Origin of the sequence: Streptomonospora nanhaiensis (genome assembly GCF_026642255.1) — a bacterium.
Lineage (GTDB): Bacteria > Actinomycetota > Actinomycetes > Streptosporangiales > Streptosporangiaceae > Nocardiopsis > Nocardiopsis tropica.
This window is the reverse complement of sequence record NZ_CP113264.1, coordinates 6,273,061-6,297,951: the sequence shown is the minus strand read 5'-3', so window position 1 is coordinate 6,297,951 and position 24,891 is coordinate 6,273,061. Positions and strand designations below refer to the sequence as shown.

Genomic DNA, 24,891 nt, shown 5'->3' with positions numbered 1-24,891 from the left:
CCTATGGCTGGTCGGACTCGTAAGTGGACCCGTTCGGGTCGGTCTTCGGATCGCCTGTTTTCGGGAGTGGCTGTAAGGGAATCAGGCTTTGCCTCCGGCGACTAGAAGCGTCGGGGGGCGCGCTGTTGGGTGTCTGAGGAAGCAACCTCGACCATCTGGCTCTCCTTGTGGGGGCGGGTGGTCGGTTTGTTTCCCGCGGACCACCTCTGCGAACTCTCGGGTTTTGTTTCCCGGTGTGAGGTAGTGGGGATTGTGGTTGGTGTTTTGACTTGTGAATAGTGTGCGCGAGCATCTTGTTATCTGTAGTGGCCAAGTGATAGTGGCACACGGTGGATGCCTTGGCATCAGGCGCCGATGAAGGACGCGGGAGGCCGCGATAGGCCACGGGGAGCTGTCAACCGAGCTTTGATCCGTGGGTGTCCGAATGGGGAAACCTAGCCCGAGTTGTGTCGGGTTGCCGCTACCTGAATGTATAGGGTAGTTGGTGGTGACGCGGGGAAGTGAAACATCTCAGTACCCGTAGGAAGAGTAAACAACAGTGATTCCCCTAGTAGTGGTGAGCGAACGGGGAAGAGGCTAAACCGTGCGCGTGTGATAGACGGCAGTCGTTGCGTGTGCGGGGTTGTGGGATGCACCTTTCCAGGTCTGCCGACGTGGAGCGCTGAGTGATTCTTTTAGCTGAATCCGTTGGGAAGCGGAACCGTAGTGGGTGAGAGTCCCGTAGGTGAAGGAAGAGTCTAGGCGTTGGTGTTCTCCCGAGTAGCGCGGAGCCCGAGAAATTCCGTGTGAATCTGGCAGGACCACCTGCTAAGCCAAAATACGTCCTGATGACCGATAGTGCACTAGTACCGTGAGGGAAAGGTGAAAAGTGCCCCGGTGAGGGGTCGTGAAATAGTACCTGAAACCGTGTGCTGTCAAGCCGTCAGAGCTGAAGCTTGTCTTTGGTGATGGCGTGCCTTTTGAAGAATGAGCCTGCGAGTCATGGTGTGTGGCGAGGTTAACCCGGGTGGGGTAGCCGTAGGGAAACCGAGTCTGAATAGGGCGTTTGAGTCGCATGCTGTGGACCCGAAGCGGAGTGATCTACCCATGTCCAGGGTGAAGCGGGGGTAAGACCTCGTGGAGGCCCGAACCCACCAGGGTTGAAAACCTGGGGGATGAGGTGTGGGTAGGGGTGAAAGGCCAATCAAACTCCGTGATAGCTGGTTCTCCCCGAAATGCATTTAGGTGCAGCGTCGCGTGTTTCTTGCTGGAGGTAGAGCTACTGTTTGGCTGATGGGCCCTACAAGGTTACTGACGTCAGACAAACTCCGAATGCCGGTTAAGTGAAGCGCGGCAGTGAGACTGCGGGGGATAAGCTTCGTAGTCGAGAGGGAAACAGCCCAGATCATCAGCTAAGGCCCCTAAGCGTGTGCTAAGTGGGAAAGGTTGTGGAGTTGCTGAGACAACCAGGAGGTTGGCTTAGAAGCAGCCATCCTTTAAAGAGTGCGTAATAGCTCACTGGTCAAGTGGTTCTGCGCCGATAATGTAGCGGGGCTTAAGCACACCGCCGAAGCTGTGGATGCCAACCTTGTGTTGGTGTGGTAGGGGAGCGTCGTGCATCCGGTGAAGCTGCCGAGTGATCGTGTGGTGGAGGGTGTGCGAGTGAGAATGCAGGCATGAGTAGCGAAAGCAACGTGAGAAACGTTGCCGCCGATTGACTAAGGGTTCCTGGGGCAGGTTAATCCGCCCAGGGTGAGTCTGGACCTAAGGCGAGGCCGACAGGCGTAGTCGATGGATAACGGGTTGATATTCCCGTACCCGTGCACGAGCGCCCAGTATCGAATCAGGTGATGCTAACCACGCCGGCTCCTTATGGGACCTTCGGGTTCTGTTTGTGGCTGGTCTGGGATCCGAGCTTGTAGTAGGTAAGTGATGGGGTGACGCAGGAGGGTAGCTCTACCCGGCGGTGGTTGTCCGGGGGTAAGCGTGTAGGCTGGGGGGTTGGCAAATCCGCCCCCTGTTGAGGCTGAGACGTGATGCCGAGCCGTTTTCGGTGAAGTGAGTGATCCCATGCTGTCGAGAAAAGCCTCTAGCGAGTTCGTGTGTGGCCAGTACCCTAAACCGACGCAGGTGGTCAGGTAGAGAATACCGAGGCGTTCGGGTGAACCATGGTTAAGGAACTCGGCAAATTGTCCCCGTAACTTCGGGAGAAGGGGAGCCCTGTCTGGTGATGGCCTTTGCGGTCTGAGCTGGGTGGGGTCGCAGATAGCGGGGGGAAGCGACTGTTTATTAAAAACACAGGTCCGTGCGAAGTCGTAAGACGCTGTATACGGACTGACGCCTGCCCGGTGCTGGAACGTTAAGAGGACCGGTTAGTGGGAGTTCGCTCCTGCGAAGCTGGGAATCTAAGCGCCAGTAAACGGCGGTGGTAACTATAACCATCCTAAGGTAGCGAAATTCCTTGTCGGGTAAGTTCCGACCTGCACGAATGGCGTAACGACTTCCCCACTGTCTCAACCATGGGCCCGGTGAAATTGCACTACGAGTAAAGATGCTCGTTTCGCGCAGCAGGACGGAAAGACCCCGGGACCTTCACTATAGCTTGACATTGGTGTTTGGGATGGTTTGTGTAGGATAGGTGGGAGCCGGTGAAGCTGTCACGCTAGTGGCGGTGGAGGCGTTGGTGAAATACCACTCTGACTGTTTCGGGCATCTAACCTTGGACCGTGATCCGGTTCGGGGACAGTGTCTGGTGGGTAGTTTAACTGGGGCGGTTGCCTCCCAAAGAGTAACGGAGGCGCCCAAAGGTTCCCTCAGCCTGGTTGGTAATCAGGTGTTGAGTGTAAGTGCACAAGGGAGCTTGACTGTGAGACGGACGTGTCGAGCAGGAGCGAAAGCTGGGACTAGTGATCCGGCACCGGCGTGTGGAAGCGGTGTCGCTCAACGGCTAAAAGGTACCCCGGGGATAACAGGCTGATCTTCCCCAAGAGTCCATATCGACGGGATGGTTTGGCACCTCGATGTCGGCTCGTCGCATCCTGGGGCTGGAGTTGGTCCCAAGGGTTGGGCTGTTCGCCCATTAAAGCGGCACGCGAGCTGGGTTTAGAACGTCGTGAGACAGTTCGGTCCCTATCCGCTGTGCGCGTTGGAGACTTGAGAAGGGCTGTCCCTAGTACGAGAGGACCGGGACGGACGAACCTCTGGTGTGCCAGTTGTCCTGCCAAGGGCATGGCTGGTTGGCTACGTTCGGGAGGGATAACCGCTGAAAGCATCTAAGCGGGAAGCTTGCTTCGAGATGAGGTCTCCTGCCTCCTTTGAGAGGGTAAGGCTCCCTGTAGACGACGGGGTTGATAGGCCGGGTGTGGAAGCCCTGTGAGGGGTGGAGCTGACCGGTACTAATAGGCCGAGGGCTTGTCCGCTGCAGATAATTGGATGTTCGCGCACACTTTTCACGGAGTTTCGGCTCGCTGTGATCCCCTTGCACTGGGTTGTGGTGTGGGGTGTGGGTCTGGTGGGTTGTTGGTTTCCGTGGTGGTTATTGCTGGAGGGTCACACCCGGTCTCTTTCCGAACCCGGTCGTTAAGTCTCCTTGCGCTGATGGTACTGCCCTGTGGTGGGGTGGGAGAGTAGGTCGCTGCCACGGTTTTTTGTAGGGGAGGGGGTTGCCTTGTGGGCGGCCCCCTCCTTTTTCGTGCGCATGTTTGTGCGTTTGTGAAAAGAGTGTTTCTGGAACCCGGTGTTTCTAGAACCCGTAGTTGTACACCGAGCCGCCGGGGTAGACCGTGCCCACGCCGCTCCGGTAGACGTATCCGCCGTAGGCGGCGCCCTCGTAGAAGGTCCAGCCGCCCAGGGTCCTGCCGTGGAGGGGGACGTACCAGCCCGCCGCGTTGGGGTCGGTGTAGCCCCTCAGCGCGAAGTGGATGTGGGCGCCGGTCGTCGAGCCGCCGGCGCAGAGGCTGTTGCCCTGCCTTCCGAGGTAGTGGCCGACGCCGACGTTGTTACCGGGCAGCCACTGGTAGTCCTCCAGGTGGTAGTAGTCCGTGGAGTAGCCGTTGTCGTGGATCACCCGGGTCCAGCCGGTGCAGAGGCTGTAGGCGTAGCCGCCCCGGGCCGCACGGGCCTGGCCGTTGCCGCCGGCGAAGTCCACCGAGCTGTACGGGTGGCCGGAGCTGAAGCCGTGCGGTCCGCCGGTCATGACCATCGAGGAGCCGATGGAGAACGGCAGCCCCACCCCGATGTAGGTGGAGGCGGAGACCTCGTCCGGGTTCGTGGACGCGGCGACGGCCTCCCGCTCCTCCTCGGCCAGCAGGGTCGATGCCGAGAGGATCTCCGAGAACTCCTCCGTGCCCTCCAGTCCGACGGCCCACTCCGAGCCCTCGTGGTCGGCGGCGAACAGCCAGGCGTAGGGGCTCTCCTCCGAGCCCATGGGCGCGGTCACGATGGCGACACCGAAGGCGGAGCCGTCCGAGGCCTCCCGGATGTCGATCCGGACGTCGCGGTCCCGGGCGTCGAGGGCGGAGAGCCCGGTGCCCCGGGCCTCCAGGACGTCGGCGACGACCGCGTCGGCGAGCACGTCCTCGGCCGCCGTTCCGGGTGCTGCGCCGGGCAGGGACTCGGCGGCGCCGTCCGCGGTGACCTCCACGTTGGGAGCGGTCGCGAGAGCGGTGTCCACGGGCGCCGGCTGGGCCTGGGCCGCACCGGCGGAGACGACCAGGGCGGCCGCGGCGGTCAGGGAGAGGGTGGCCGCGCCCAGGAACCGGGTCCGGGAAAGGCGCACGCGAAAGGCGGGGGAGGTGGGGGGTGTCAACGCTTCTCCTTGGGGTGAGCGGACGGGGGGTCGACACGGTGCTCTGCGGTCATGGGGTCTCGACCACATTGCTACCGCAGGGTAACCACACGAATACCCGCCTGCAAGGGGTGGAAGGGGAAGGGACGCCGTCCCGGAAGCCCGCCGGGAGGCCGGCGGTGGGCGCACACTGCGGGGGGAGGGGCGCGGAACGGAACGGGGGCAGGGCGAAGCATCCTGCCCCGGGGAGCCCCCCGATTTCCAGTCAACCCTGTTCCGGAGGGCGGGGCCAGACCGGTCTCCCTCCTGTGGAAAACGCGGAACGGCCCCGTTCCCGGGGCCGTTCCGCGTGGGGGCGGGGAGGGCCGCTAGGCGGCACGCCCCGCCTCCAGCCCGAGCAGGAACTCCTTGCGCTCCAGACCGCCCGCGTACCCGGTGAGGGTCCCGTCGGCCCCGATGACCCGGTGGCAGGGGACGATGATGCTGATCGGGTTGCGACCGTTGGCCATGCCCACGGCGCGGGAGGCGGTCGGCCGCCCCAGTTCCTCGGCGAGTTGGCCGTAACTCGCGGTCTCCCCGTACGGGATGGTCGTCAGCCCGGCCCACACCTTGCGCTGCCACTCGGTCCCGGAGGGGGCCAGCGGCAGGTCGAACTCCCGGAGCTCCCCCGCGAAGTACGCGTCCAGCTGCCGGACCGCCTCGGCGAACGGCGCCGGGTCGGCGATCCACTCCGCCGGGACGCTCAGGGAACTGCCGTCCTTCGCGAGCGTGAACAGCGCGCCCAGCGCCTCACCGTCGCCGACGAGGGTCAGCAGCCCCACCGGCGAGTCCATGGTGGTGTACCGGGTCGGCCCGTCCAGCGGGGCCCGGAACTCCGCGGTCGGCGCCCGCATGGGGGCGACCGGTTCGACATCCGCGAAGAGTGACTCCTGTCCGGGTGCCGCGGCACCCGGTGCCCGTGTGATGCTCATACCGTTCCCTCTCGTCCTCACGTCCGTCTTCCCTTGCCGACGGCCACCGGACCCCGAGGGCCCCGTGGTTCCAACAACCGGGCGGCGGCCACCGCTTCCCCGCCGGTCCGGGCCCGCCCGCGGTCGTCCCGCACCGCTTCCGGCTCACGCCGCGGAACCGGTGCGGCCCGCGACCCCGCCGACCGCCCCGGACGGGCCGTCCGCAGACGCGCCGTCCGGAACCGCTCCCGCCTCCCGCGCCCGGGCGGCGTCGCCCAGCGACGCCCACAGCAGGTGGGTGGCGTACGAGCGCCACGGGCTCCACCCCCGTGCGTTCCGGGCGGCCGCCGCCGGGGAGGTCCACGCCCTTCCGGCCTCCAGCGCCGACCGGACGCCCAGGTCGCCGTGCAGGAACACGTCGGGGTCGCCCAGACCGCGCATCCGCACGTAGCCAGCCGTCCACGGACCGATGCCGCGCAGCTCGACCAGGCGCCGCTCGGCCTCCTCCCGGTCGCAGCCCGGCCCCAGGTCGACACGGCCCGAGGCGACGGCCCCGCTCAGTCCCACCAGGGCGGTTCCGCGCGCCACGGGGATGGAGAAACCCGTCGGGTCGGCCCCGGCCAGCACGTCCGGGGACGGGAACAGGTGCGTCAGGCCGCCGCCCGGGACCTCCAGCCCCTCCGCCAGGGGCTTTCCGAACCTCTGCACCAGCCGGCCCGCCAGCGTGCGCGCGGCCCGTACCGACACCTGCTGGCCGAGCACCGCACGGACGGCCAGCTCCGCCGGGTCCACGTGCCCGGGCGACCGCATGCCCGGACGGGCCGACACGATCGGGCCGAGCAGGGGGTCCCCGCCCAGGGCCTCGGCGACCGCACGCGGGTCGGCGTCCAGGTCCAGCAGTCTGCGGCACCGGCGCACCGCACTGGCCAGGTCGCGGGTCTCGGTCAGCCGCAGCCGGCACAGCACGTGTCCCGGCCCGGAACCCGCCGAGAGCTCCACGACACCGGTTCCGTGCGGGAGCGGGAGCGTCCGCCTGTACACGCCCTCCCGGTACTCCTCGATCCCGGGAACGGCCCTGTCGCCGAGGAACCCCAGCATCGAGGCCAGGTCGATCGGCTCCCGGTAGGGCAGCCGCAGCGTGATCGTCCCCGGTGCGGAGGAGCCGGGGGCCCGGGAGCGTCCGACCGAGCGCATCTCGGTGGGGGAGCGGTCGAACACCGCCTGCATCGTCTCGTTGAACTGGCGCACGCTCGCGAACCCGGCCGCGAACGCGACGTCCGCCATCGGCATGTCCGTGGTCTCCACCAGGACCCGGGCGGTCTGGGCGCGCTCGGTGCGGGCCAGGGCCAGCGGCCCCGCGCCCACCTCGGCGGACAGCAGCCGGTTGAGCTGGCGTTCGCTGTACCCCACGGCGGAGGCCAGCGCGCCCACGCCGCCCCGGTCCACGGCGCCGTCCTGGATGAGCCGCATCGCGCGGCCGACCACGTCGGCCCGCAGGTTCCACTCCGGTGAGCCCGGCGTCAGGTCGGGGCGGCACCGCTTGCAGGCGCGGAACCCGGATTCCTGGGCCGCCGCCGCGGTGGGGAAGAACCTGGTGTTGACCCGCTTCGGGGTGACGGCGGGGCAGCTCGGACGGCAGTAGATCCCGGTGGTGCGCACGGCCGTGTAGAAGACCCCGTCGAAGCGGGAGTCCCTGCTGTGTACTGCGCGGTAGCGCTGGTCGTCGTCCATCACACTGTCCATGGTCACCCATGGACCGGGGCGGGTGCTGGCGGTTTTCGGACATGCACCCCGAGGGGTCAGGAAGGCCTGTCGCCGTCGGCCCCGTCGGGCCGGGCCCCTCCCGGAGCGGCGCCCCCGGGGTCCGCGGGGGCCCCGCCCGGTCCGGTGTTCCCCGTTCCGGGGTCCGCGTCGCCCGCCTCCTCCCCGTGGTCGAGGAGGTACTGGACGTAGACGGGGCGCAGGGCCTCCTGGACCCCGGGGTCCGTCTCGGCGGAGAGGGCCTCGTACACGAAGCCGGAGAGCTGGGCGACACTCGCCTCGCTGGCCCGGTCGTTCCCGGCCGCGGCCTCCGCCGCCGGGACGAGGCCGAGCAGCCGCCAGAAGAAGCGCAGGTCCCACCTCTGACGTGCCAGCTCGACGGCGCGGTCCCGCAGGTCCTCTGTGCTGGTTCGGTCGAATTCGGTGGCATCGTCTCCCATGCTCGGAAGATACCCGTCCCCGTGCCCGCCACCCGCGAGTGACCTGCGTTACGCTTCACACGAGTTCATCGTCTCCACCCCGCCCCGGTGGGACTCCCACAAGGAGTGGCCGGGCCGCGGGGAACACGTCGTGAGGGGTAAGCCATGGCCGAGGGTGCGGCAAGGATCGTCGTCGCCAAGCCGGGACTGGACGGGCACGACCGGGGGGTCAAGATCGTCGCCCGCGTCCTGCGCGACGCCGGGGTCGAGGTCATCTACACCGGTCTGCGCCAGACGCCGGAGATGATCGTCGCGGCGGCGCTCCAGGAGGACGCCGACGCCATCGGGCTGTCCGTGCTCTCGGGGGCCCACATGACCATGTTCACCCGGGTGATGGAGCTGCTGAGGGAGAACGACGCCGAGGACATCCGTGTGTTCGGCGGCGGGATCATCCCCGACGCGGACATCGCGGAGCTCGAACGCCTGGGGGTCGCCAAGATCTTCACCCCGGGGGCGCCCACCTCGGAGATCGCCGACTGGGTCCGGGAGAACGTCCGCCCGGCGCACGCGGCCTGATCCTCCGGCGGCGCCGGCGGGGAGCGCCGGGACGGAGGGCGTCGTCCGCGCCCGGTCCCGTGCGGCGGTCCGCGGCGTGATGTTGGTCGCAGGGACGAAGCGGCCATGGTACGGCCGATGCACCCATGTCGTGTTATTCGCGGTGTCGCTGGTCACACAATTTCCCACGCGGACGCTTCCGCAGTGCGGCATGGACGGCTTTTGGGCCGGGACCGACGCGGTGAAGCGGCCCCCGGTGTCCGGCGGCCGGATTTCAGGCGACTAAGCTTTGCGCATGTCGCGGGTGGCGACTCCGCGGCGATCTCGATCTCTGTGAACGGCGGGGCCCCTCGGGGTCCTGCTGCGTGTGACGTGTACCAGTAGGTCACAGCCGATCCGGACGAGGCCACCCCGGTAGACATCCTGAGCCAGCGAGTTACAAGGACGGACCCTCGTGGACCTGTTCGAATACCAGGCGAAGCAACTCTTCGCAGAGTACGGGGTTCCCGTACCCCAGGGGAAGGTGGCGAGCACGGCCGCTGAGGCACGTGCCATCGCTGACGAGTTCGCCGCTGCCGGCAAACCCCGCGTCGTTGTCAAGGCGCAGGTCAAGACCGGTGGTCGCGGCAAGGCCGGCGGCGTGAAGGTCGCCGAGGGCCCCGAGGACGCCCAGGCCAAGGCCGAGCAGATCCTCGGCATGGACATCAAGGGCCACACGGTCCACCGTGTCCTGGTCGAGGAGGCCTCCGAGATCGCGGAGGAGTACTACTTCTCCTTCCTGCTGGACCGCGCGAACCGCAATTTCCTGTCGATCTGCTCCAAAGAGGGCGGCATGGAGATCGAGGAGGTCGCCGTCACCAACCCCGACGCGGTCGCCAAGATCTCCATCGACCCCCTGACCGGCGCCCCCGCGAACGTCGCGGCCGAGATCGTGAAGGCGGGCAACCTGCCCGAGGCCGCCGCCCAGGGCGCGGCCGAGATCATCACCAAGCTGTGGGACGCGTTCGTGGGCAAGGACGCCACGCTCGTCGAGGTGAACCCCCTCATCCTCACCAAGGACGGTCGCGTCGTCGCCCTCGACGGCAAGGTCACCCTGGACGAGAACGCCGAGTTCCGCCAGGACCTGGAGAGCCTCACGTTCGCCGAGGAGGGCGACCCCCTCGAGGTCGCCGCCAAGGCCAAGGGCCTGAACTACGTCAAGCTCGACGGCGAGGTCGGGATCATCGGCAACGGCGCGGGCCTGGTCATGTCCACGCTGGACGTGGTGGCCTACGCCGGCGAGGAGCACGGCGGGGTCAAGCCCGCGAACTTCCTCGACATCGGCGGCGGCGCCTCCGCCGAGGTGATGGCCAACGGCCTGGAGATCATCCTGGGCGACCCGGCGGTCAAGAGCGTGTTCGTCAACGTCTTCGGCGGCATCACCGCCTGCGACGCGGTCGCCAACGGCATCGTGCAGGCGCTGGAGCTGCTGGAGGGCCGCGGTGACGATGTCACCAAGCCGCTGGTGGTGCGACTGGACGGCAACAACGCCGAGCTGGGCCGCCAGATCCTCGACGAGCGCGCACACCCGGCCGTTCGGCGGGTCGACACGATGGACGGCGCCGCCGCTCAGGCCGCCGAGCTCGCGGCGAAGTAGGAGACGGAACACACCATGGCTATTTTCCTGACCAAGGACAGCAAGGTGCTGGTCCAGGGCATGACGGGCTCTGAGGGCACCAAGCACACCCGGCGCATGCTCGCCTCGGGCACCAACATCGTGGGCGGGGTCAACCCGCGCAAGGCCGGCCAGAAGGTCGACTTCGACGGCACCGAGGTCCCGGTCTTCGGATCGGTGGCCGAGGGCATGGCCGCCACCGGCGCCGACGTCACGGTCATCTTCGTGCCGCCCAAGTTCTCCAAGGACGCGGTCGTGGAGGCGATCGACGCCGGGATCGGCCTGGCGGTGGTGATCACCGAGGGCATCCCGGTGCACGACACCGCCGCGTTCTGGTCCTACGCCGGCTCCAAGGGCAACAAGACGCGGATCATCGGTCCGAACTGCCCGGGTCTGATCACGCCGGGCCAGTCCAACGCGGGCATCATCCCGGCCGACATCGCCAAGCCGGGCCGGATCGGCCTGGTGTCGAAGTCGGGCACGCTGACGTACCAGATGATGTACGAGCTGCGCGACATCGGCTTCTCCTCGGCGGTGGGCATCGGCGGGGACCCGATCATCGGGACCACGCACATCGACGCGCTGGCGGCGTTCGAGGCCGACCCCGACACCGATGTGATCGTGATGATCGGTGAGATCGGCGGCGACGCCGAGGAGCGTGCGGCGGAGTTCATCAAGGCGAACGTGTCCAAGCCCGTGGTGGGGTACGTGGCGGGGTTCACGGCTCCGGAGGGCAAGACGATGGGGCACGCGGGCGCGATCGTGTCGGGTTCGGCGGGCACGGCCGCGGCCAAGCAGGAGGCCCTGGAGGCCGCCGGCGTCAAGGTCGGCAAGACCCCCAGCGAGACTGCCAAGCTGGTGCGCGAGCTGTTCTAGCACGCGCCCCGGGAGCAGCCCCGACGGGTGACCGCTTCGACGGCTCCGCCCCACCGCCGGTTCATCCGGAGGGTGGGGCGGAGCCGTTTTCGCGTGTCCGGCTGGTCGAGGGCCCGCGAACCGCCGTCCGACCTGCTGCGGACGGTCTGCACGGTGGCCACGACCGCGCCCGGGACGAGGAGGACCAGGAGGAAGAACAGCCACGCGAACACGGCGCCGGTGTTGCCGCTGGAGATGGACGGCACCCCCCAGAGCACGAACATGATCCCTCCCCAGATCACCAGACCGCCCGTGTGGGGACGGTTGCGGCGGTCGGACGAGCCCTTCCCGCCCTCCCGCCGGGCCGGCGGGCGTCCGGCCGTCCCGGCAGGCGTGGGCGGGCGCCCGTCCCCCGGCTCCGCGTCCCCGGGGACGGCGAGCGCGCTGGGCCGGGACTCCGGGGGCAGGTCCTCGAAGAGCGGGACCAGGTCCGTGTTGGCGACCGCCTCCAGCACCGCCCCGGCGCGGGTCCCGTGCTCCTCGGGGTCCAGACGGCCCTCCTCCAGAGCCGTCCGCAACCGTTCCAGCGCCTCGTCGCGCTCCCGGTCGGAGAGCCGGTAGCGGTCGGGGTCGGTGCCTGCCATGGGTGTCCGTCCGCAGCGGGGGTGAAACCTGTCTCCCTCCGTACGACGGGGGCCGGACGCCGACGGTTCCACCGGCGCCGCCGCACACGCGCGCACGACACGCGCGGCGGGATACCGCGGAGCATTCCGGTCCCTGGCAGCATAAGTCGGGTGAGTACGCCAGGATCTCCCCCCGACCGGGGCCGACCGCCGAAGCGCCCGCGGGCCACCGCCGCGGAAGCCTCCGCGCCGGAGGCCGCCGACGAGCGCAGGCCCCTCTACGCGACCGGGGGCATCGCCGCCGCCACGGCGGCGGGCAGCGGTCTGGCCGCCATCGTCACCCTCACCATCATCGGCTGGGTGGCCGCGCCGCACGACACCTTCGGCGAGGACATCGTCGACATCCTCCAGGGAGCGGTCCTGGCCTGGCTGGTCGGCCACCACGTGTCGTTCACCGTGCCCGACGGGCAGATCGCCCTGCTCCCGCTCGGGCTGGTCCTGCTGCCGGGCCTGCTGCTGTACCGGTCGGGCCGGTGGCTGGCCCGCTCCTGCGAGATCCTGCGGCTCCGGTACGTGTGGGGGGCGGCGGTGGCCGTCGCCGGCCCCTACGCGGCGATCGCCGGCACGCTGGCGCTGGTGGCGCGCACCGAGGCGATCGAACCCAGCATGCCGCGCGCCCTCGTCATGGGGTTCGCCATCGCCTTCCTCGCCGCCGGGCTGGGGGCGCTGCGCCAGCTGATGCGCGACAAGGGCGTGGCGGTCCGGGACCTGCTGGAGCTGATGCCCGCCAGGCCGAGGTCCCTCCTGGTGGGGTTGCTCGCGTCCACCGGCACCCTCCTGCTGGGCGGGCTGCTGCTGTTCGCGGCGGCGCTGGCGTTCGCCTTCCCGGAAGCCGTCGAGACGACGAGGGTGCTGGGGCCCGGCGTGGTCGGCGGTGTGCTGCTGGTGGTCATCCAGCTGGCGTACCTGCCCAACGCGGTGGTGTTCGCGGTCTGCTACGCGCTGGGGCCGGGGTTCGCGATGGGCGCGGGTACCGTCGTCGCCCCGACCGGGGTGTCGGTGGGCGCCCTGCCGGTGTTCCCGATGCTGGCCGCACTGCCGGACGACGGGGCCGCTCCGGCGGTGTCCCTGGTGGCGCTGGCCCTGCCGTTCGCGGCGGGCGCGGTGGGCGGTGTCCTGACCCAGCGCAGTGCGCCGGACGCGGTCGGCGAGGCGGCCCCCCTGTGGGGGTTCGTGTGCGGTGTGACCACGGGGATCCTGTGCGCGGCCATGGCGGAGATCGCGGGCGGGCCCCTGGGGGGAGAGCGGCTCAGTGAGGTGGGGCCGTCGGCGTGGCAGGTGGGCCTCGTCGCCGCCCTGGAGGTCGGGGTGGCCGCGGCGGTCGCCGCCTGGATCGCGAACTGGTGGTACTGGCGCAAGCTGCGGCTGGGGAAGGGCACGGAGTCCCCCGGCTCCACGGAGTCCGGGACGGGCGCCGCGAAGAAGGGGGCACGGGCCCCCGTGCGGCCGGGGGCCGAGCCGCGGCCGGTGGTCGAGCTGCCGCCGGACGTCCCGGTCGGGAAGGGCCTGGCGACGGTGACGCCGCTGCGCCGCCGTGACGGCCAGGGCGTCGGTGACGCCGGGGAGGAGGCGGGGCCGGACCCGGAGCCCTCTCCCGCCACCCCCGGGGAGATGAGGGCGGCCAGGGACCGGGAGCGGGCCGCCCGGACGGTCGACCGCGGCGCCGAGCGCGGCGCGCGCAAGGAGGCCCGCCGGGAACTGCGCGACCACCGGCGCCGGGAGAGGCGGGAGGCGAAGGACGCCCGCCGCGCCTCCGGCGGTCGCTGGTGGCGGCGGAGGCAGGGCGAGGACGAGGAGATGTACGGCATCACCTACGAGGCGGACCCCGGCGGCGTGGACGCCCCCGGGCACTGACCCGTTCGGCGGTGCCGCACCGGACCGCCGCACGGCGGCGGGTCCGGCGGCCTCCGGTGGAGGCCGCTCGGACGGGAGCCGTCCCGGCCGACGCCTCCGGGGACGCCCCGGCCGGGGTCCGGGCTACTGGGCCGGGGTGCTCCGGCCGGCTTTCCTGTGCGGCTCGAAGACGGCGTTGACCAGGTCGCTGCACCACTTGAGGAGTTCCAGGTCGCGCAGCGGCTTGCCGCCCAGGCCACCGGCCTTGGGCACCGGTACCAGCAGGGTCCGCGTCGTCTCCTTGTGCAGGGACTTGGGGTACATCCGCCGCAGCCTCAGCTCCTGCGACTCGCGCAGGTCGACCGGGGAGAACCTGATCTGGTTGCCCTGCATGACGACGTCCGAGAGCCCCGCCGACTTGGCGAGCACCCGGAACCGCGCCACCGCCATCAGGTTGTCCACCTGCTGGGGCGGGGGCCCGTACCGGTCGGTGAGCTCCTCGTACGCGGCGAGGATGTCCTCCTCGCTGCCCACGCCGGCGATCCGCTTGTACGACTGGAGCCGCAGTCGCTCGCCCGGAACGTAGTCGTGCGGGATGTGCGCGTTGATGGGCAGCTCGACCCGGGTCTCGATCTCCTCGACCGCGTCCGGATCGCCCTTGAGCTCGGCCACGGCCTCGCCCACCATGCGCACGTACAGGTCGAAGCCCACGCCCGCGATGGTGCCGGACTGCTCCGCGCCCAGGATGTTGCCCGCGCCCCGGATCTCCAGGTCCTTCATGGCCACGTACATGCCCGCGCCCATCTCGGTGTGCTGGGCGACCGTGGCCAGGCGCTCGTAGGCGGTCTCGGACAGCGGTTTCTCCGGCGGGTACAGGAAGTACGCGTAGGCGCGCTCGCGCCCGCGGCCCACCCGGCCGCGGAGCTGGTGCAGCTGCGAGAGCCCGTAGGTGTCGGCGCGGTCGATGATGAGGGTGTTGGCGTTGGGCACGTCCAGGCCGGACTCGACGATGGTCGTGGAGACCAGCACGTCGAAGTTCTTCTCCCAGAAGTCGACCATGACCTTCTCGAGCTGCTGCTCGTTCATCTGACCGTGCGCGTAGGCCACCCGGGCCTCCGGCACCAGGCGCTTGATGCTCGCCGCGACCTTGTCGATGGAGGCCACGCGGTTGTGCACGAAGAACACCTGGCCCTCGCGCATCAGCTCGCGGCGGATCGCGGCGGTGATCTGCTTGTCCTCGTAGGGGCCCACGAAGGTGAGCACCGGGTGGCGCTCCTCCGGCGGGGTGAGGATCGTGGTCATCTCGCGGATGCCGGTCAGGCCCATCTCCAGGGTGCGCGGGATCGGCGTCGCCGACATCGCCAGCACGTCGACCTGGGTGCGCAGCCGTTTGAGGGCCTCCTTGTGCTCCACGCCGAAGCGCTGCTCCTCGTCGATGATGACCAGGCCCAGGTCCTTGAAGCGGGTCTCCGACGACAGCAGGCGGTGCGTGCCGATGACGACGTCCACCTCGCCGCTGCGCAGCCCCTCGCGGGTCACCTCGACCTCGCCGTCGGTCTGGAACCGCGACATCGGTTTGACGGTGACCGGGAACGACGCGTACCGCTCGGTGAACGTGGACATGTGCTGCTGCACCAGCAGCGTGGTGGGCACCAGCAGAGCCACCTGCTTGCCGTCCTGGACCGCCTTGAACGCGGCGCGCACCGCGACCTCGGTCTTGCCGTAGCCGACGTCGCCGCAGATCAACCGGTCCATGGGGACGGACCGGGACATGTCCTTCTTGACCTCGTCGATGGCCGCGAGCTGGTCGGGCGTCTCCACGTACGGGAAGGCGTCCTCGAGTTCCCGCTGCCACGGGGTGTCCGGACCGAACGCGTGGCCCGGGGAGGCCTGGCGGGCCGAGTACAGGCGGATGAGGTCGCCGGCGATCTCGCGGACGACCTTGCGGGCGCGGCTCTTGGCCTTGCTCCACTCGGCGCCGCCCATCTTGGACAGGGTGGGGGCCTCGCCGCCCACGTACCGGGTGACCTCGCCGAGCTGCTCGGTGGGGACGAAGAGGCGGTCGCCCGGCTGGCCGCGCTTGGAGGGCGCGTACTCGATGAGCAGGTACTCGCGGGTGGCCCCCTGGATCTGGCGGCTGACCATCTCCAGGTAGCGGCCCACGCCGTGCTGCTCGTGGACGACGTAGTCGCCCGGTTTGAGCTGGAGCGGGTCCACGGTGCCGCGCCGCCTGCTCGGCATCCTGCGCATGTCGCGGGTGGAGGACTTCTGTCCGGCCAGGTCGGTCTCGGTGAGCACCACCGTGTGGACCGTCCGCAGCAGGAACCCGTGGTCGACCAGCCCGGTGGTGACGGTGGCGACGGCGGGCGGGGGAGGGTCGGCCAGGTCGGAGGCGAGGGCGGCGCCCAGGCCGGCGTCGCGCAGCATCGCGACCAGCCGCTCGGCGGGGCCGTGGCCCTGGGTGACCAGGACGACGCTCCAGTTGTCGTGCAGCCAGCCCTTGATGTCGGCCAGGGCGCGCTCGGTGTCCCCGCGGTAGGACTCGGCGGGTGCGGCGCCGACGACGACGGCGTCGTCCTCCTCGGAGGCGCCCCCCTCGTCGCCCGCGCTGAAGGGCGTGAGGCCCCACCAGGGCAGGTCGCGCCCGGCCGCGGCGGCGCGCAGCTCGGCGACGGACATGTAGGCGGACGCGCCCAGGTCGATGGGGGCCTCGCCGCCGGAGGCGGCGTTGATCCACGAGGCGTCGAGGAACTCGGCGCTGGTGGCCTCCAGCTCCACCGCGCGGGTGCGGATGCGCTCGGGGTCGCAGCCCACCACCATCGCGCCCTCGGGCAGGTAGGTGAAGAAGGGCTCCATGCGTTCGGCGAGCACGGGCGCGAACGCCTCCATGCCCTCGACGGAGACGCCGTCGGCGATCTTGTGCAGGATCTCGGCGAGGGAGGGGTGCTCCTCGGCCAGGGCCCGTGCGCGGTCGCGCACGGTGTCGGTGAGCAGGAGTTCGCGGCACGGCGGTGCGAACAGCCCGGAGGCGGCGCCGGCGCGCGAGCCCTCGTCGCCCTCGCGCGGGGCGATGGACCGCTGGTCCGCCACCTGGAAGTAGCGGATGTCCTCGACGGTGTCGCCCCAGAACTCCAGCCGCAGAGGGTGCTCCTCGGTGGGCGGGAACACGTCCAGGATGCCGCCGCGCACGGCCATGTCGCCGCGCTTCTCGACCAGGTCGACCCGGGCGTAGCCGGTGTCGGCCAGGGCCGTGACCACGTCCTCCAGGGACGCCTCGTCGCCGGGGCGGATGCGGACCGGCTCCAGGTCGCCCAGTCCGGCCACGAGCGGTTGCAGGACGCTGCGCACGGGGGCGACGACCACCCGCAGCGGGGTGGTGAGCGGGTCGGCGGGGTCGGGGTGCGCCAGGCGGCGCAGGACGGCGAGACGCTGTCCGACCGTGTCCGAGCGGGGGGAGAGCCGCTCGTGCGGGAGCGTCTCCCAGGCGGGGAAGAGCGCGACGGAGTCGTCGGGCAGCAGCGAGCACAGGGCGTCGGTCAGGTCCGAGGCCTCGCGCTCGGTGGCGGTGACGGCGAGGACGGGCCGACCCGCGCCCACGGGGGCGTCGGCGGCCAGCGCGCCCACCATGAAGGGGCGCAGCGCGGCCGGCGCGACGAGGTCGAGGTGGGGATCGAGGCCGCGTCGGGCGGCCTCGATCGCGCTGTGCAGTGCCGGGTCCCTGGAGACGTCGGCGAGAAGTCCAATAAGGCTCATAGCACCAGAAACTGAAAGTGGAAGTGGGTCCGGATCAGGCGGTGGTCGCGGCCTGCACGATGAGAAGGCGGCTGCGGGAGTGGACGCCCGGCACCCCTCAGACTATCGAGTCCGGAGGTTTCGCGCGGGCGGGGTGTGGACGAAGGCCCCGCAGGCTCGCCCGTGCCGCCCCCGGCGGCAACCGGCGCCGGAGGGGCGGTGCACAGTCGGTGGAACCGCCGGTGGGGTGCTTCTATTCCGGCTCCCCCGCCGTCCGCGCCGCGCTCCGTGCGACGCGGGCGGGGCGGCCGGGGGCGTCGGGCATACGCTAGAGGCGATTCCCGGAACACCGTAGGAGAGGAACCTCGTGGTGAGTGCGATCAGGCGTGGGAGCGCGCCGGAGGGCGGCGGCGGACGGTCGGGCGCCCCGGTCTTCGTCCCGGGTCCGGACGGCCTCGCCCACCTGGAGCTGATCCTCAACGGCGCCTACCCGCTGCCCGGCTTCATGACGCGGGACGAGGCCGCGTCGGTGGAGCGCTCCGGGCGGCTGCCCGACGGCCGCCCCTGGCCGGTTCCGGTCACCCTGGAGGTGCCGGAGGCGCTGGCGGGGGCCGCGGCGCTGACCCTCGCCGACCCCGAGGGCGCGCCGCTGGCCGAGCTGACCGTCACCGAGCACTGGGAGGCGGAGGGCGTCCACCGCCTGGCGGGGGACGTGGCGCTGCTGCGGCCGCCCATGTACGGGGTGCTGCGCAAGCTGCGGTCCTCGCCCGCGGAGGTGCGGGGCCAGCGCGAGCTCGAACCCTCCTCGTGCGGGTCGCTGCTCGCGGTGGTCACCGACCGGCCCCTGCACCACCGGGTCCTGCACCAGATCCGCGCGGAGGCCGACGCCCTCGGGGAGGCGGCGGGCGGCGCCCGCGCCGAGGTGCTGGTGATCGTCGAGACGGGCCTGGAGGACGAGGGCATGGCGACGGCGGTCCTGGCCGCCGAACCGCTGCTGCCGGGGCGCACCGCGTTCGTCGTGTGCACCCTGCCGAGGGGCGCCGCGCGGACCGAGGGCGCGCTCGGCGGCAGCTGGGGCGTGCGCGACGTGGCGCTGGCCGCGCACGTGGCCGCCGCCTACGGCGCCACCCACATGCTGGCGGTGACCGGCGGGAGCGGACCGGACGTCGAGCGGGTGATGGCCCGGCGCCCGCCGCTCACGGTCCTGGAGCCGGAGCCGTGGCGCTACGACTCGTCCGAGGGGCTGTGGCAGCCCCTGACCCGCGTGGACCCCGCGCACGCCGTCCCGGAGCCGACGGACGAGGAGGTCGAGGCCGAGCTGGCGCACGGGCGCGAGCTTCCCGCCTGGTTCACCCCGGCCCGCGTGGGCGCCGAACTGGCGCGGTTGCGCCCGGCGCGGACCAAGCGGGGGGTCGCGATCCTGTTCACCGGCCTGTCGGGTTCGGGCAAGTCCACGATCGCGCGCGGGGTGTGCGACGGCATCCGCAGGTCGGGGCGCACGGTGACCCTGCTGGACGGGGACGTGGTCCGGCGCATGCTCTCCAGCGGGCTGACGTTCTCGCGGGAGGACCGGGAGCTCAACATCCGCCGCATCGGCTATGTCGCCGCGGAGATCACCCGGCACGGCGGGGTGGCCGTGTGCGCGCCGATCGCCCCGTACGCGGCGGGCCGGGCCGAGGTGCGGGCGATGGTGGAGGAGTTCGGGGACTTCTTCCTCGTGCACGTGGCGACGCCCCTGGAGGTGTGCGAGGCCCGTGACCGCAAGGGGCTCTACGCCAAGGCGCGCGCGGGGGAGATCGCTGAGTTCACGGGGATCTCCGACCCCTACGAGGAGCCCGGGGACGCCGACCTGGTGCTGGACACCGGCGGCGACCCGGCGGAGTCCGTGGCCGAGGTGATGGCGGCCCTGCGCGAGGGCGGATGGCTGCCCGGCTAGGGTGCGGGCGCGCAGGACGAGCAGTGGCAGGATCCCGACAGCTAAGGACCGAGATGACCGACCCCCAGCCGACCGGGCACCGAGTACTGCGCCTGGTGGAGGTGATGGACACCCTGCGCAGGGAGTGTCCCTGGGACAGCTCCCAGACCCACGAGTCGCTGGCCAAGTACCTGATCCAGGAGGCCTACGAGACCCTGGAGACCATCGAGGAGGGCGACCTGGCCTCGCTCCGCGAGGAGCTGGGCGACGTGCTGCTCCAGGTGGTGTTCCACGCGGCCGTCGCCGCCGAGCGCCCCGAGGGCGACCCGGCGCGCTTCACGGTGGACGACGTCGCGGACGCGATCATCGACAAGATGACCCGCCGTCACCCGCACGTGTTCGGCGGGGCCGAGGTGGCGGGCGTCGACGAGGTGTGGGCCGACTGGGAGGCCATCAAGGCGGCCGAGCGCGCGGCCAAGGCGGAGGCGGGCGGGAACGGCGCGAAGCCCTCCGTCCTGGACGGGGTGCCGTTCGCGCAGCCCGCCGTGCTGCTGGCCCACGAGCTCCAGAGGAGGGCGGTCCGCAACGGCTTCCCCGCCGAGCTGGTGGGCGACGACGGGGCCGAGGGCGGCGGGCTGTTCGCCGCCGTGGCGGCGGAGGGCGCCCGGGGCCGGGACGCGGAGACGGACCTCAGGGCGGCGTCCCGCAGGTTCGACGCGCGCGTGCGCGCCGCCGAGGAGGCGGCCCGCGCCGACGGCAGGGAGCCCCGCGACCTGTCCGCGGCGGAGTGGCGCTCCTACTGGGACGCGGCCGGCGTCTAGCGCCCCCGCGTCACCCCGGGCGGGCCTCCGGGGGAGGGGGCGGCAGGGCGCGCGTGCGGACGGCCTCCGTGGCGGGGTCGCGCTCCGCGCCGCCCGCCCGGGGCCGGCGCGCCGTCTCGCTGATGGTCAGCCAGAGGCCGACGATCACCCAGTTGGCCATCAGCGCCGACCCCCCGGCCGACAGGAACGGCGCGGTCATACCGGTCAGGGGGATGAGGAGGGTCGCCCCGCCGAGCACGATGAACACGTCGAACGCGGTGAGGAAGGCGTATCCGAGGGCCGTCAGCTTCAGGAACCAGTCCCGGGAGCCCAGAGCGATGCGGAACCCCCGCTCGGCCAGGACCAGGAGCAGGAGGAGGACGGCCATCAGGCCGGTGAGCCCCAGCTTCTCGCCCACCGAGACCAGGACCAGGTCGCTGTCGGCGGCGAAGACCTCCTGGACGGCCCCGCCTCCGAAGCCCGTCCCGGTCAGGCCGCCCTCGGCGAGCGCGAACACGCCCTCGACGATCTGGTAGCTGCCTCCGGGGCGGCTGTACACCTCCTCGTCGAAGGGGTCGAGCCAGATGTCCACGCGGTTGCGCACGTGCCCGAACATCAGGTACGCCGCGTACGCGCCCGCCGAGAAGGCCATCAGACCGATGAGCACCCACGACTTGCGGGCGGTGGCGGCGTAGAGCACCGCCAGGAACGTCCCGAACAGCAGGAGCGACGTCCCCAGGTCCCTGGTGCCCACGAGCAGGAGGATCGCCAGGCCCCAGCCCACGGCCATGGGCGCCAGGTCGCGTGCGCGGGGCACGCTGAACACCTTGAGGCGGCCGACCCTGACGGTGCGGGTGACCAGCGCCATCACCTCGCGGCGCCGGCCCAGGTACGAGGCGAGGAAGAGGACGAGGAGCACCTTGGCGAACTCCGAGGGCTGCATCGTGAACGGGCCCAGGCCGATCCACCGCCGGGCGCCCAGCACCTCGTGGCCCAGAGGGGACAGCGGCAGCAGGAGCAGGAGCAGGGCGGCGCCCGCGATCACGTACGTGTACATGGTGAGCCGCTGCGGGCGTCGCACGGCCACCACCGCGGCGGCGCACAGGGCCATGCCCACGACGGTCCACACCACCTGCCGGTCGGCGTCCCCGTGCTCCCCGGCGGTCGCGGCCCGGGTCGTCTGGATCACCCAGATCATGGTGACGCCCAGTCCGTTCAGGACGGTGGCGACCGGCATGACGACCGGGTCGGCGTAGGGCGCGACCCGGCGCAGCAGGAGGTGGAGGGAGAGGGCCCCGGCGCACAGGACGGCCAGGTAGAGGCCGAGGACGGGTTCGGCGCCGCCGGTGACGGACAGGGACGCCGTCAGGAGGGTCGCCGCGACCGTCACGAGCCCGGCCGCGAGCAGGACGAGCTCGGACCCCCGGCGGGGCACCGGGGGGAGGGCTCCGTCGGCGGACACCGGTCCGGTCTCGGGGTCGCCCACTGTCGTTCCGCCGTCCACCTCGGGGCACGGGCGCCCGGGCCGGGCTCCCCGGCCCGGCCGGGTACTCCGCCCCTGCACTATAGGCGGGGGAGCCGTCCCGGCCCCCGAGGCGTGCCGTCCGGGCGGGACGCGCCCGGACGGCACGGGCGGGTCAGCCCGGCGCGGGCGCGGGTGCGTCCAGCTCCAGGGCCTCGGCCGCCGTCGAGAGCTTGGAGTCGAAGCCCCCGACCCGGGACAGCAGCGGGGCGGCGCGCACCAGCGCGTTGCGCACGGCGATGCCCGTCCGGGTCCGCGGGGCCAGGAACCCCAGGCCCGCGTCGGCGATCGCCTGGTTGGCGGCCACGAAGGGCCGCATCCGGGCCTCGTAGGCGGCCAGCGCCGCGGCGGGGGCGTCGTGCCGGGCCAGTTCGCCGGCGAGCACGTGGGCGCCGACCAGGGCGAGGCTGCTGCCCTGGCCCGACGCGGGGGAGGGGCAGTGGGCGGCGTCGCCGAGCAGGACCACCCGGCCGGCGGACCAGCTGCGGGCCCGGATCTGGGTGACGGAGTCGAAGTAGAAGTCCGGGGCCGCCCCCGTCTCCGACAGGAGGCGACCCGCCTCCCACCCCGCCCCGGCGAACGCCTCGCGCAGGAACCGCCTCTGCTCCCCGGCCGGCCGGCGGTCGATCCCGGTCTCCGAACGCGTGGACACCAGGAACATCGCCTTCGCCCCCTCGGCCCGGGGCGTGTGGTAAAGCGCGATCGCCCGCCCGGGGAGGTTGTGCAGCAGGACCTCCCGGTCCAGGCCGAGGTGGTTGGGCACGGTGCAGATGCTGATGTAGGCGTTCAGGAACCTCCGGAACGGGCCCTCGGGGCCGAAGGCGAGGGCACGGGTGGTGGAGTGGAGGCCGTCGGCCCCCACCACCAGGTCGAACATGCGTGGCGCGGCGTGCGCGAAGGACACGTGCACGCCCTCGGGGGCCTGCTCCAGCGCGGTGACCGTGTCGTCGTACAGGTACTCGGTGTACGCGGTGGTGGGTTCGTGCAGGAGCCGGACCAGGTCGCCGCGCAGGAGTTCGCGGGACCGCCCCTCGGAGGCCGTGCGGGCCTGGGAGGGGGTGAAGTCGGCGATGCGGCGCCCGCGCGCGTCGACGAACGACGCGGACGCCATGCCGGTGCCGTGCTCCGCGATGCCGTCGAGCACGCCCATGCGCTCGGCGACGTCCAGGGCGACGCCGCGCACGTCGACGGCATAGCCGCCGGAACGGGGCGCGGGGGCGCGTTCGACGACGGTCGGCGCGATGCCGTACCGGTGGAGCCAGTGGGCGAGGGCGGGTCCGGCGATGCCGGCGCCGGAGATCAGGACGTTCTGTACGGCTGTCACGGGGGTTCACGCTCCTTCGGATGCCTTGCGGGACACGTTAGGCAGCTACTTACCGTGCGTCAAGTAACTTACCGGTCGGAAGGTACGGGTTAGACTCGGCGGACCAGGCGGCGAGTGAACGGGAGTGAAACGGGTGCCCAGAGCGCAGAGCGACACCAAGGCCGAGATCCAGGCCGCGGCACTGGACCTGTTCGCCCGCAAGGGGTTCGAGAAGACGAGCCTCCGCGAGATCGCGGAGCGCCTCGGCATCACCAAGGCGGCGCTGTACTACCACTTCCCGTCCAAGAACGACCTGCTCAGGTCGCTGGTCGAGCCCCTGGAGCAGGACATGGGCGACCTCTTCGCCGAGTACGGGGACGAGCGGGGGGAGGCCACGGAGGGGATGTCCGACCGCGCCCGCGAGCTCCTCGGCGACTACTTCGACATCTGTGTGCGCCACAGCACCCTGCTGGTCGCCGTCCTCAACGACGTCGGCTCCCTGGCCGACATCGGGCTCATCGACGCCGTCGTGGCCTGGCGGCGCCGGCTCGACCGCCTCCTGGTCGGACCCGGGCACGGGACCCCCGCCAGGATGGGCGCGGTCATCGCCCTCGGGGGGATCCAGGACATCTCCGTCATGCTCTCCGCGGAGGAGGCCCTCGCGTACCGGGAGAGGGCCCTCGACATCGCCCTGGCGGCCCTGGTGGCAGGGATCTCCTCTAAGGACTAGACCAATTCGGCCGGGTGCCCTCACCCGGCGGCGGTCGGTGTCGCTAGTCTCGTGTCGGGTCCTGAACCAGTGGTCCGAGAAACCCCAAGAGACGGAGAGAGACCGTGGCGTCCATCGAGGCAGTACAGGCGCGAGAGATCCTTGACTCGCGGGGCAACCCGACGGTCGAGGTCGAGGTTCTGCTCGACGACGGAACCATCGCGCGCGCGGGAGTCCCCAGCGGCGCGTCCACCGGCCAGTTCGAGGCAGTCGAACTGCGTGACGGCGGAGACCGCTACGGCGGCAAGGGCGTGACCAAGGCCGTGACGGCCGTCAACGACGAGATCGCCGACGAGCTCCTCGGCCACGCGCCCGACGAGCAGCGCATCATCGACCGCGCGCTCATCGACCTGGACGGCACCCCGGACAAGTCCCGGATCGGCGCCAACGCCATCCTGGGCGCCTCCCTGGCGGTGGCCAGGGCAGCCGCCCAGGAGGCCGGGCTGCCGCTGTTCCGCTACATCGGCGGTCCCAACGCGCACGTGCTTCCCGTGCCGATGATGAACATCCTCAACGGCGGCGCGCACGCCGACAGCAACGTCGACATCCAGGAGTTCATGGTCGCCCCGATCGGCGCGCCCACGTTCTCCGAGGCGCTGCGCTGGGGGACCGAGGTCTACCACTCCCTCAAGTCGGTCCTGAAGGCCCACGGCCTGGGCACCGGCGTGGGGGACGAGGGCGGCTTCGCCCCCAACCTGGACAGCAACCGCGCGGCCCTCGACCTGATCGTCGAGGCCATCGAGAAGGCCGGCTACACCCCCGGCACCGACATCGCGCTCGCCCTGGACGTGGCCGCCACCGAGCTGTTCAACGACGGCGTCTACACCTTCGAGGGCAAGGCCCGCACCTCCGCGGACATGGCCGCGTACTACGCGGAGCTGGTCGACGCCTACCCGCTCGTCTCGATCGAGGACCCCCTCGACGAGGAGGACTGGGAGGGCTGGAAGACCCTCACCGCCGAGCTCGGCGACAAGGTCCAGCTGGTCGGCGACGACCTGTTCGTCACCAACCCCGAGCGGCTCCAGCGCGGCATCCTCGCCGACACCGCCAACTCGCTGCTGGTCAAGGTCAACCAGATCGGCACCCTGACCGAGACCCTGGACGCGGTCGCCATGGCCCAGCGCAGCGGCTACACGGCGATGATCAGCCACCGCTCCGGCGAGACCGAGGACACCACGATCGCCGACATCGCGGTGGCCACCAACGCCGGCCAGATCAAGACCGGCGCCCCGGCCCGCAGCGAGCGCGTCGCCAAGTACAACCAGCTCCTGCGCATCGAGGAGGAACTGGACGACGCCGCCGTCTACGCGGGCGTGTCGGCCTTCCCGCGCTTCGCCAAGCGCGGCTAGTCTGCCCCAGTGTCCCGCGAATCCAA

At 70.8% G+C, this 24,891-nt stretch carries 16 protein-coding genes and 2 rRNA genes; 10 read left to right on the top strand and 8 right to left on the bottom strand.

What is annotated here, in order from left to right; genetic code table 11:
• Positions 1 to 306 precede the first annotated feature (306 nt).
• Together OUQ99_RS27050 and rrf are read left to right on the top strand one after the other, a co-directional pair.
• A 23S ribosomal RNA gene (locus tag OUQ99_RS27050) occupies positions 307 to 3,399 on the top strand.
• Between the two features lie 107 nt (positions 3,400 to 3,506).
• Positions 3,507 to 3,622 (top strand): 5S ribosomal RNA (rrf, locus tag OUQ99_RS27045).
• Between the two features lie 99 nt (positions 3,623 to 3,721).
• Here the strand turns inward: rrf and OUQ99_RS27040 are convergent.
• From OUQ99_RS27040 to OUQ99_RS27025, 4 genes are all read right to left on the bottom strand, one after another.
• Positions 3,722 to 4,786 (bottom strand): peptidase M23, encoded by a 1,065-nt coding sequence (locus tag OUQ99_RS27040; RefSeq protein WP_267946593.1) that lies wholly within the window; start codon positions 4,784 to 4,786, stop codon positions 3,722 to 3,724.
• Positions 4,787 to 5,133: 347 nt separating this feature from the next.
• The gene (locus OUQ99_RS27035) at positions 5,134 to 5,658 is read right to left on the bottom strand and encodes a methylated-DNA--[protein]-cysteine S-methyltransferase (protein WP_267950519.1); all 525 of its coding nucleotides are present in this window, start codon (positions 5,656 to 5,658) and stop codon (positions 5,134 to 5,136) included.
• A 222-nt stretch (positions 5,659 to 5,880) separates the two neighbouring features.
• Positions 5,881 to 7,458 carry an AlkA N-terminal domain-containing protein gene (locus OUQ99_RS27030; protein ID WP_276567194.1) on the bottom strand — a complete coding sequence of 526 codons (1,578 nt, stop codon included), beginning with the start codon at positions 7,456 to 7,458 and terminating at the stop codon, positions 5,881 to 5,883.
• 56 nt (positions 7,459 to 7,514) lie between these two features.
• Positions 7,515 to 7,916 carry a hypothetical protein gene (locus tag OUQ99_RS27025; protein ID WP_267946592.1) on the bottom strand — a complete coding sequence of 134 codons (402 nt, stop codon included), beginning with the start codon at positions 7,914 to 7,916 and terminating at the stop codon, positions 7,515 to 7,517.
• Between the two features lie 144 nt (positions 7,917 to 8,060).
• On the opposite strand from OUQ99_RS27025, the gene OUQ99_RS27020 reads away from it, so the two are divergent.
• From OUQ99_RS27020 to sucD, 3 genes are all read left to right on the top strand, one after another.
• Positions 8,061 to 8,471: a cobalamin B12-binding domain-containing protein gene (locus OUQ99_RS27020; RefSeq protein WP_267946591.1), complete on the top strand. Its 411-nt coding sequence runs from the start codon at positions 8,061 to 8,063 to the stop codon at positions 8,469 to 8,471.
• 433 nt (positions 8,472 to 8,904) lie between these two features.
• Positions 8,905 to 10,086: an ADP-forming succinate--CoA ligase subunit beta gene (gene sucC, locus OUQ99_RS27015; RefSeq protein ID WP_267946590.1), complete on the top strand. Its 1,182-nt coding sequence runs from the start codon at positions 8,905 to 8,907 to the stop codon at positions 10,084 to 10,086.
• Between the two features lie 15 nt (positions 10,087 to 10,101).
• Positions 10,102 to 10,980 carry a succinate--CoA ligase subunit alpha gene (gene sucD, locus OUQ99_RS27010; protein WP_267946589.1) on the top strand — a complete coding sequence of 293 codons (879 nt, stop codon included), beginning with the start codon at positions 10,102 to 10,104 and terminating at the stop codon, positions 10,978 to 10,980.
• Here sucD and OUQ99_RS27005 read toward each other — a convergent pair.
• Complete coding sequence (locus OUQ99_RS27005) at positions 10,977 to 11,603, bottom strand: DUF1707 SHOCT-like domain-containing protein (protein WP_267946588.1); 627 nt, start codon at positions 11,601 to 11,603, stop codon at positions 10,977 to 10,979. The genes sucD and OUQ99_RS27005 overlap by 4 nt on opposite strands.
• A gap of 150 nt (positions 11,604 to 11,753) precedes the next feature.
• On the opposite strand from OUQ99_RS27005, the gene OUQ99_RS27000 reads away from it, so the two are divergent.
• Positions 11,754 to 13,496 (top strand): cell division protein PerM, encoded by a 1,743-nt coding sequence (locus tag OUQ99_RS27000; RefSeq protein ID WP_431061449.1) that lies wholly within the window; start codon positions 11,754 to 11,756, stop codon positions 13,494 to 13,496.
• Between the two features lie 123 nt (positions 13,497 to 13,619).
• Here the strand turns inward: OUQ99_RS27000 and mfd are convergent, their stop codons facing one another.
• The gene (mfd, locus tag OUQ99_RS26995) at positions 13,620 to 17,228 is read right to left on the bottom strand and encodes a transcription-repair coupling factor (RefSeq protein ID WP_267946587.1); all 3,609 of its coding nucleotides are present in this window, start codon (positions 17,226 to 17,228) and stop codon (positions 13,620 to 13,622) included.
• A 346-nt stretch (positions 17,229 to 17,574) separates the two neighbouring features.
• On the opposite strand from mfd, the gene cysC reads away from it, so the two are divergent.
• Together cysC and OUQ99_RS26985 are read left to right on the top strand one after the other, a co-directional pair.
• Positions 17,575 to 19,143, top strand: coding sequence for an adenylyl-sulfate kinase (gene cysC, locus OUQ99_RS26990; protein WP_267946586.1), 1,569 nt, complete (start codon positions 17,575 to 17,577; stop codon positions 19,141 to 19,143).
• A 53-nt stretch (positions 19,144 to 19,196) separates the two neighbouring features.
• Positions 19,197 to 19,943, top strand: a complete 747-nt coding sequence (locus OUQ99_RS26985) for a MazG family protein (protein WP_267946585.1) — start codon at positions 19,197 to 19,199, stop codon at positions 19,941 to 19,943.
• A gap of 10 nt (positions 19,944 to 19,953) precedes the next feature.
• On the opposite strand, the gene OUQ99_RS26980 is transcribed toward OUQ99_RS26985, so the two are convergent.
• Both OUQ99_RS26980 and OUQ99_RS26975 read right to left on the bottom strand, forming a co-directional pair.
• The gene (locus OUQ99_RS26980; protein ID WP_267946584.1) at positions 19,954 to 21,408 is read right to left on the bottom strand and encodes an FtsW/RodA/SpoVE family cell cycle protein; all 1,455 of its coding nucleotides are present in this window, start codon (positions 21,406 to 21,408) and stop codon (positions 19,954 to 19,956) included.
• A 151-nt stretch (positions 21,409 to 21,559) separates the two neighbouring features.
• Complete coding sequence (locus OUQ99_RS26975) at positions 21,560 to 22,768, bottom strand: FAD-dependent monooxygenase (RefSeq protein WP_267946583.1); 1,209 nt, start codon at positions 22,766 to 22,768, stop codon at positions 21,560 to 21,562.
• A 133-nt stretch (positions 22,769 to 22,901) separates the two neighbouring features.
• Here OUQ99_RS26975 and OUQ99_RS26970 point away from each other — a divergent pair, with 133 nt between their 5' ends.
• Together OUQ99_RS26970 and eno are read left to right on the top strand one after the other, a co-directional pair.
• Positions 22,902 to 23,477: a TetR/AcrR family transcriptional regulator gene (locus OUQ99_RS26970; protein WP_267946582.1), complete on the top strand. Its 576-nt coding sequence runs from the start codon at positions 22,902 to 22,904 to the stop codon at positions 23,475 to 23,477.
• Positions 23,478 to 23,581: 104 nt separating this feature from the next.
• Entirely contained in the window at positions 23,582 to 24,865 is a 1,284-nt protein-coding gene (gene eno, locus OUQ99_RS26965) for a phosphopyruvate hydratase (RefSeq protein ID WP_267946581.1), read from the top strand.
• Positions 24,866 to 24,891: the final 26 nt, after the last annotated feature.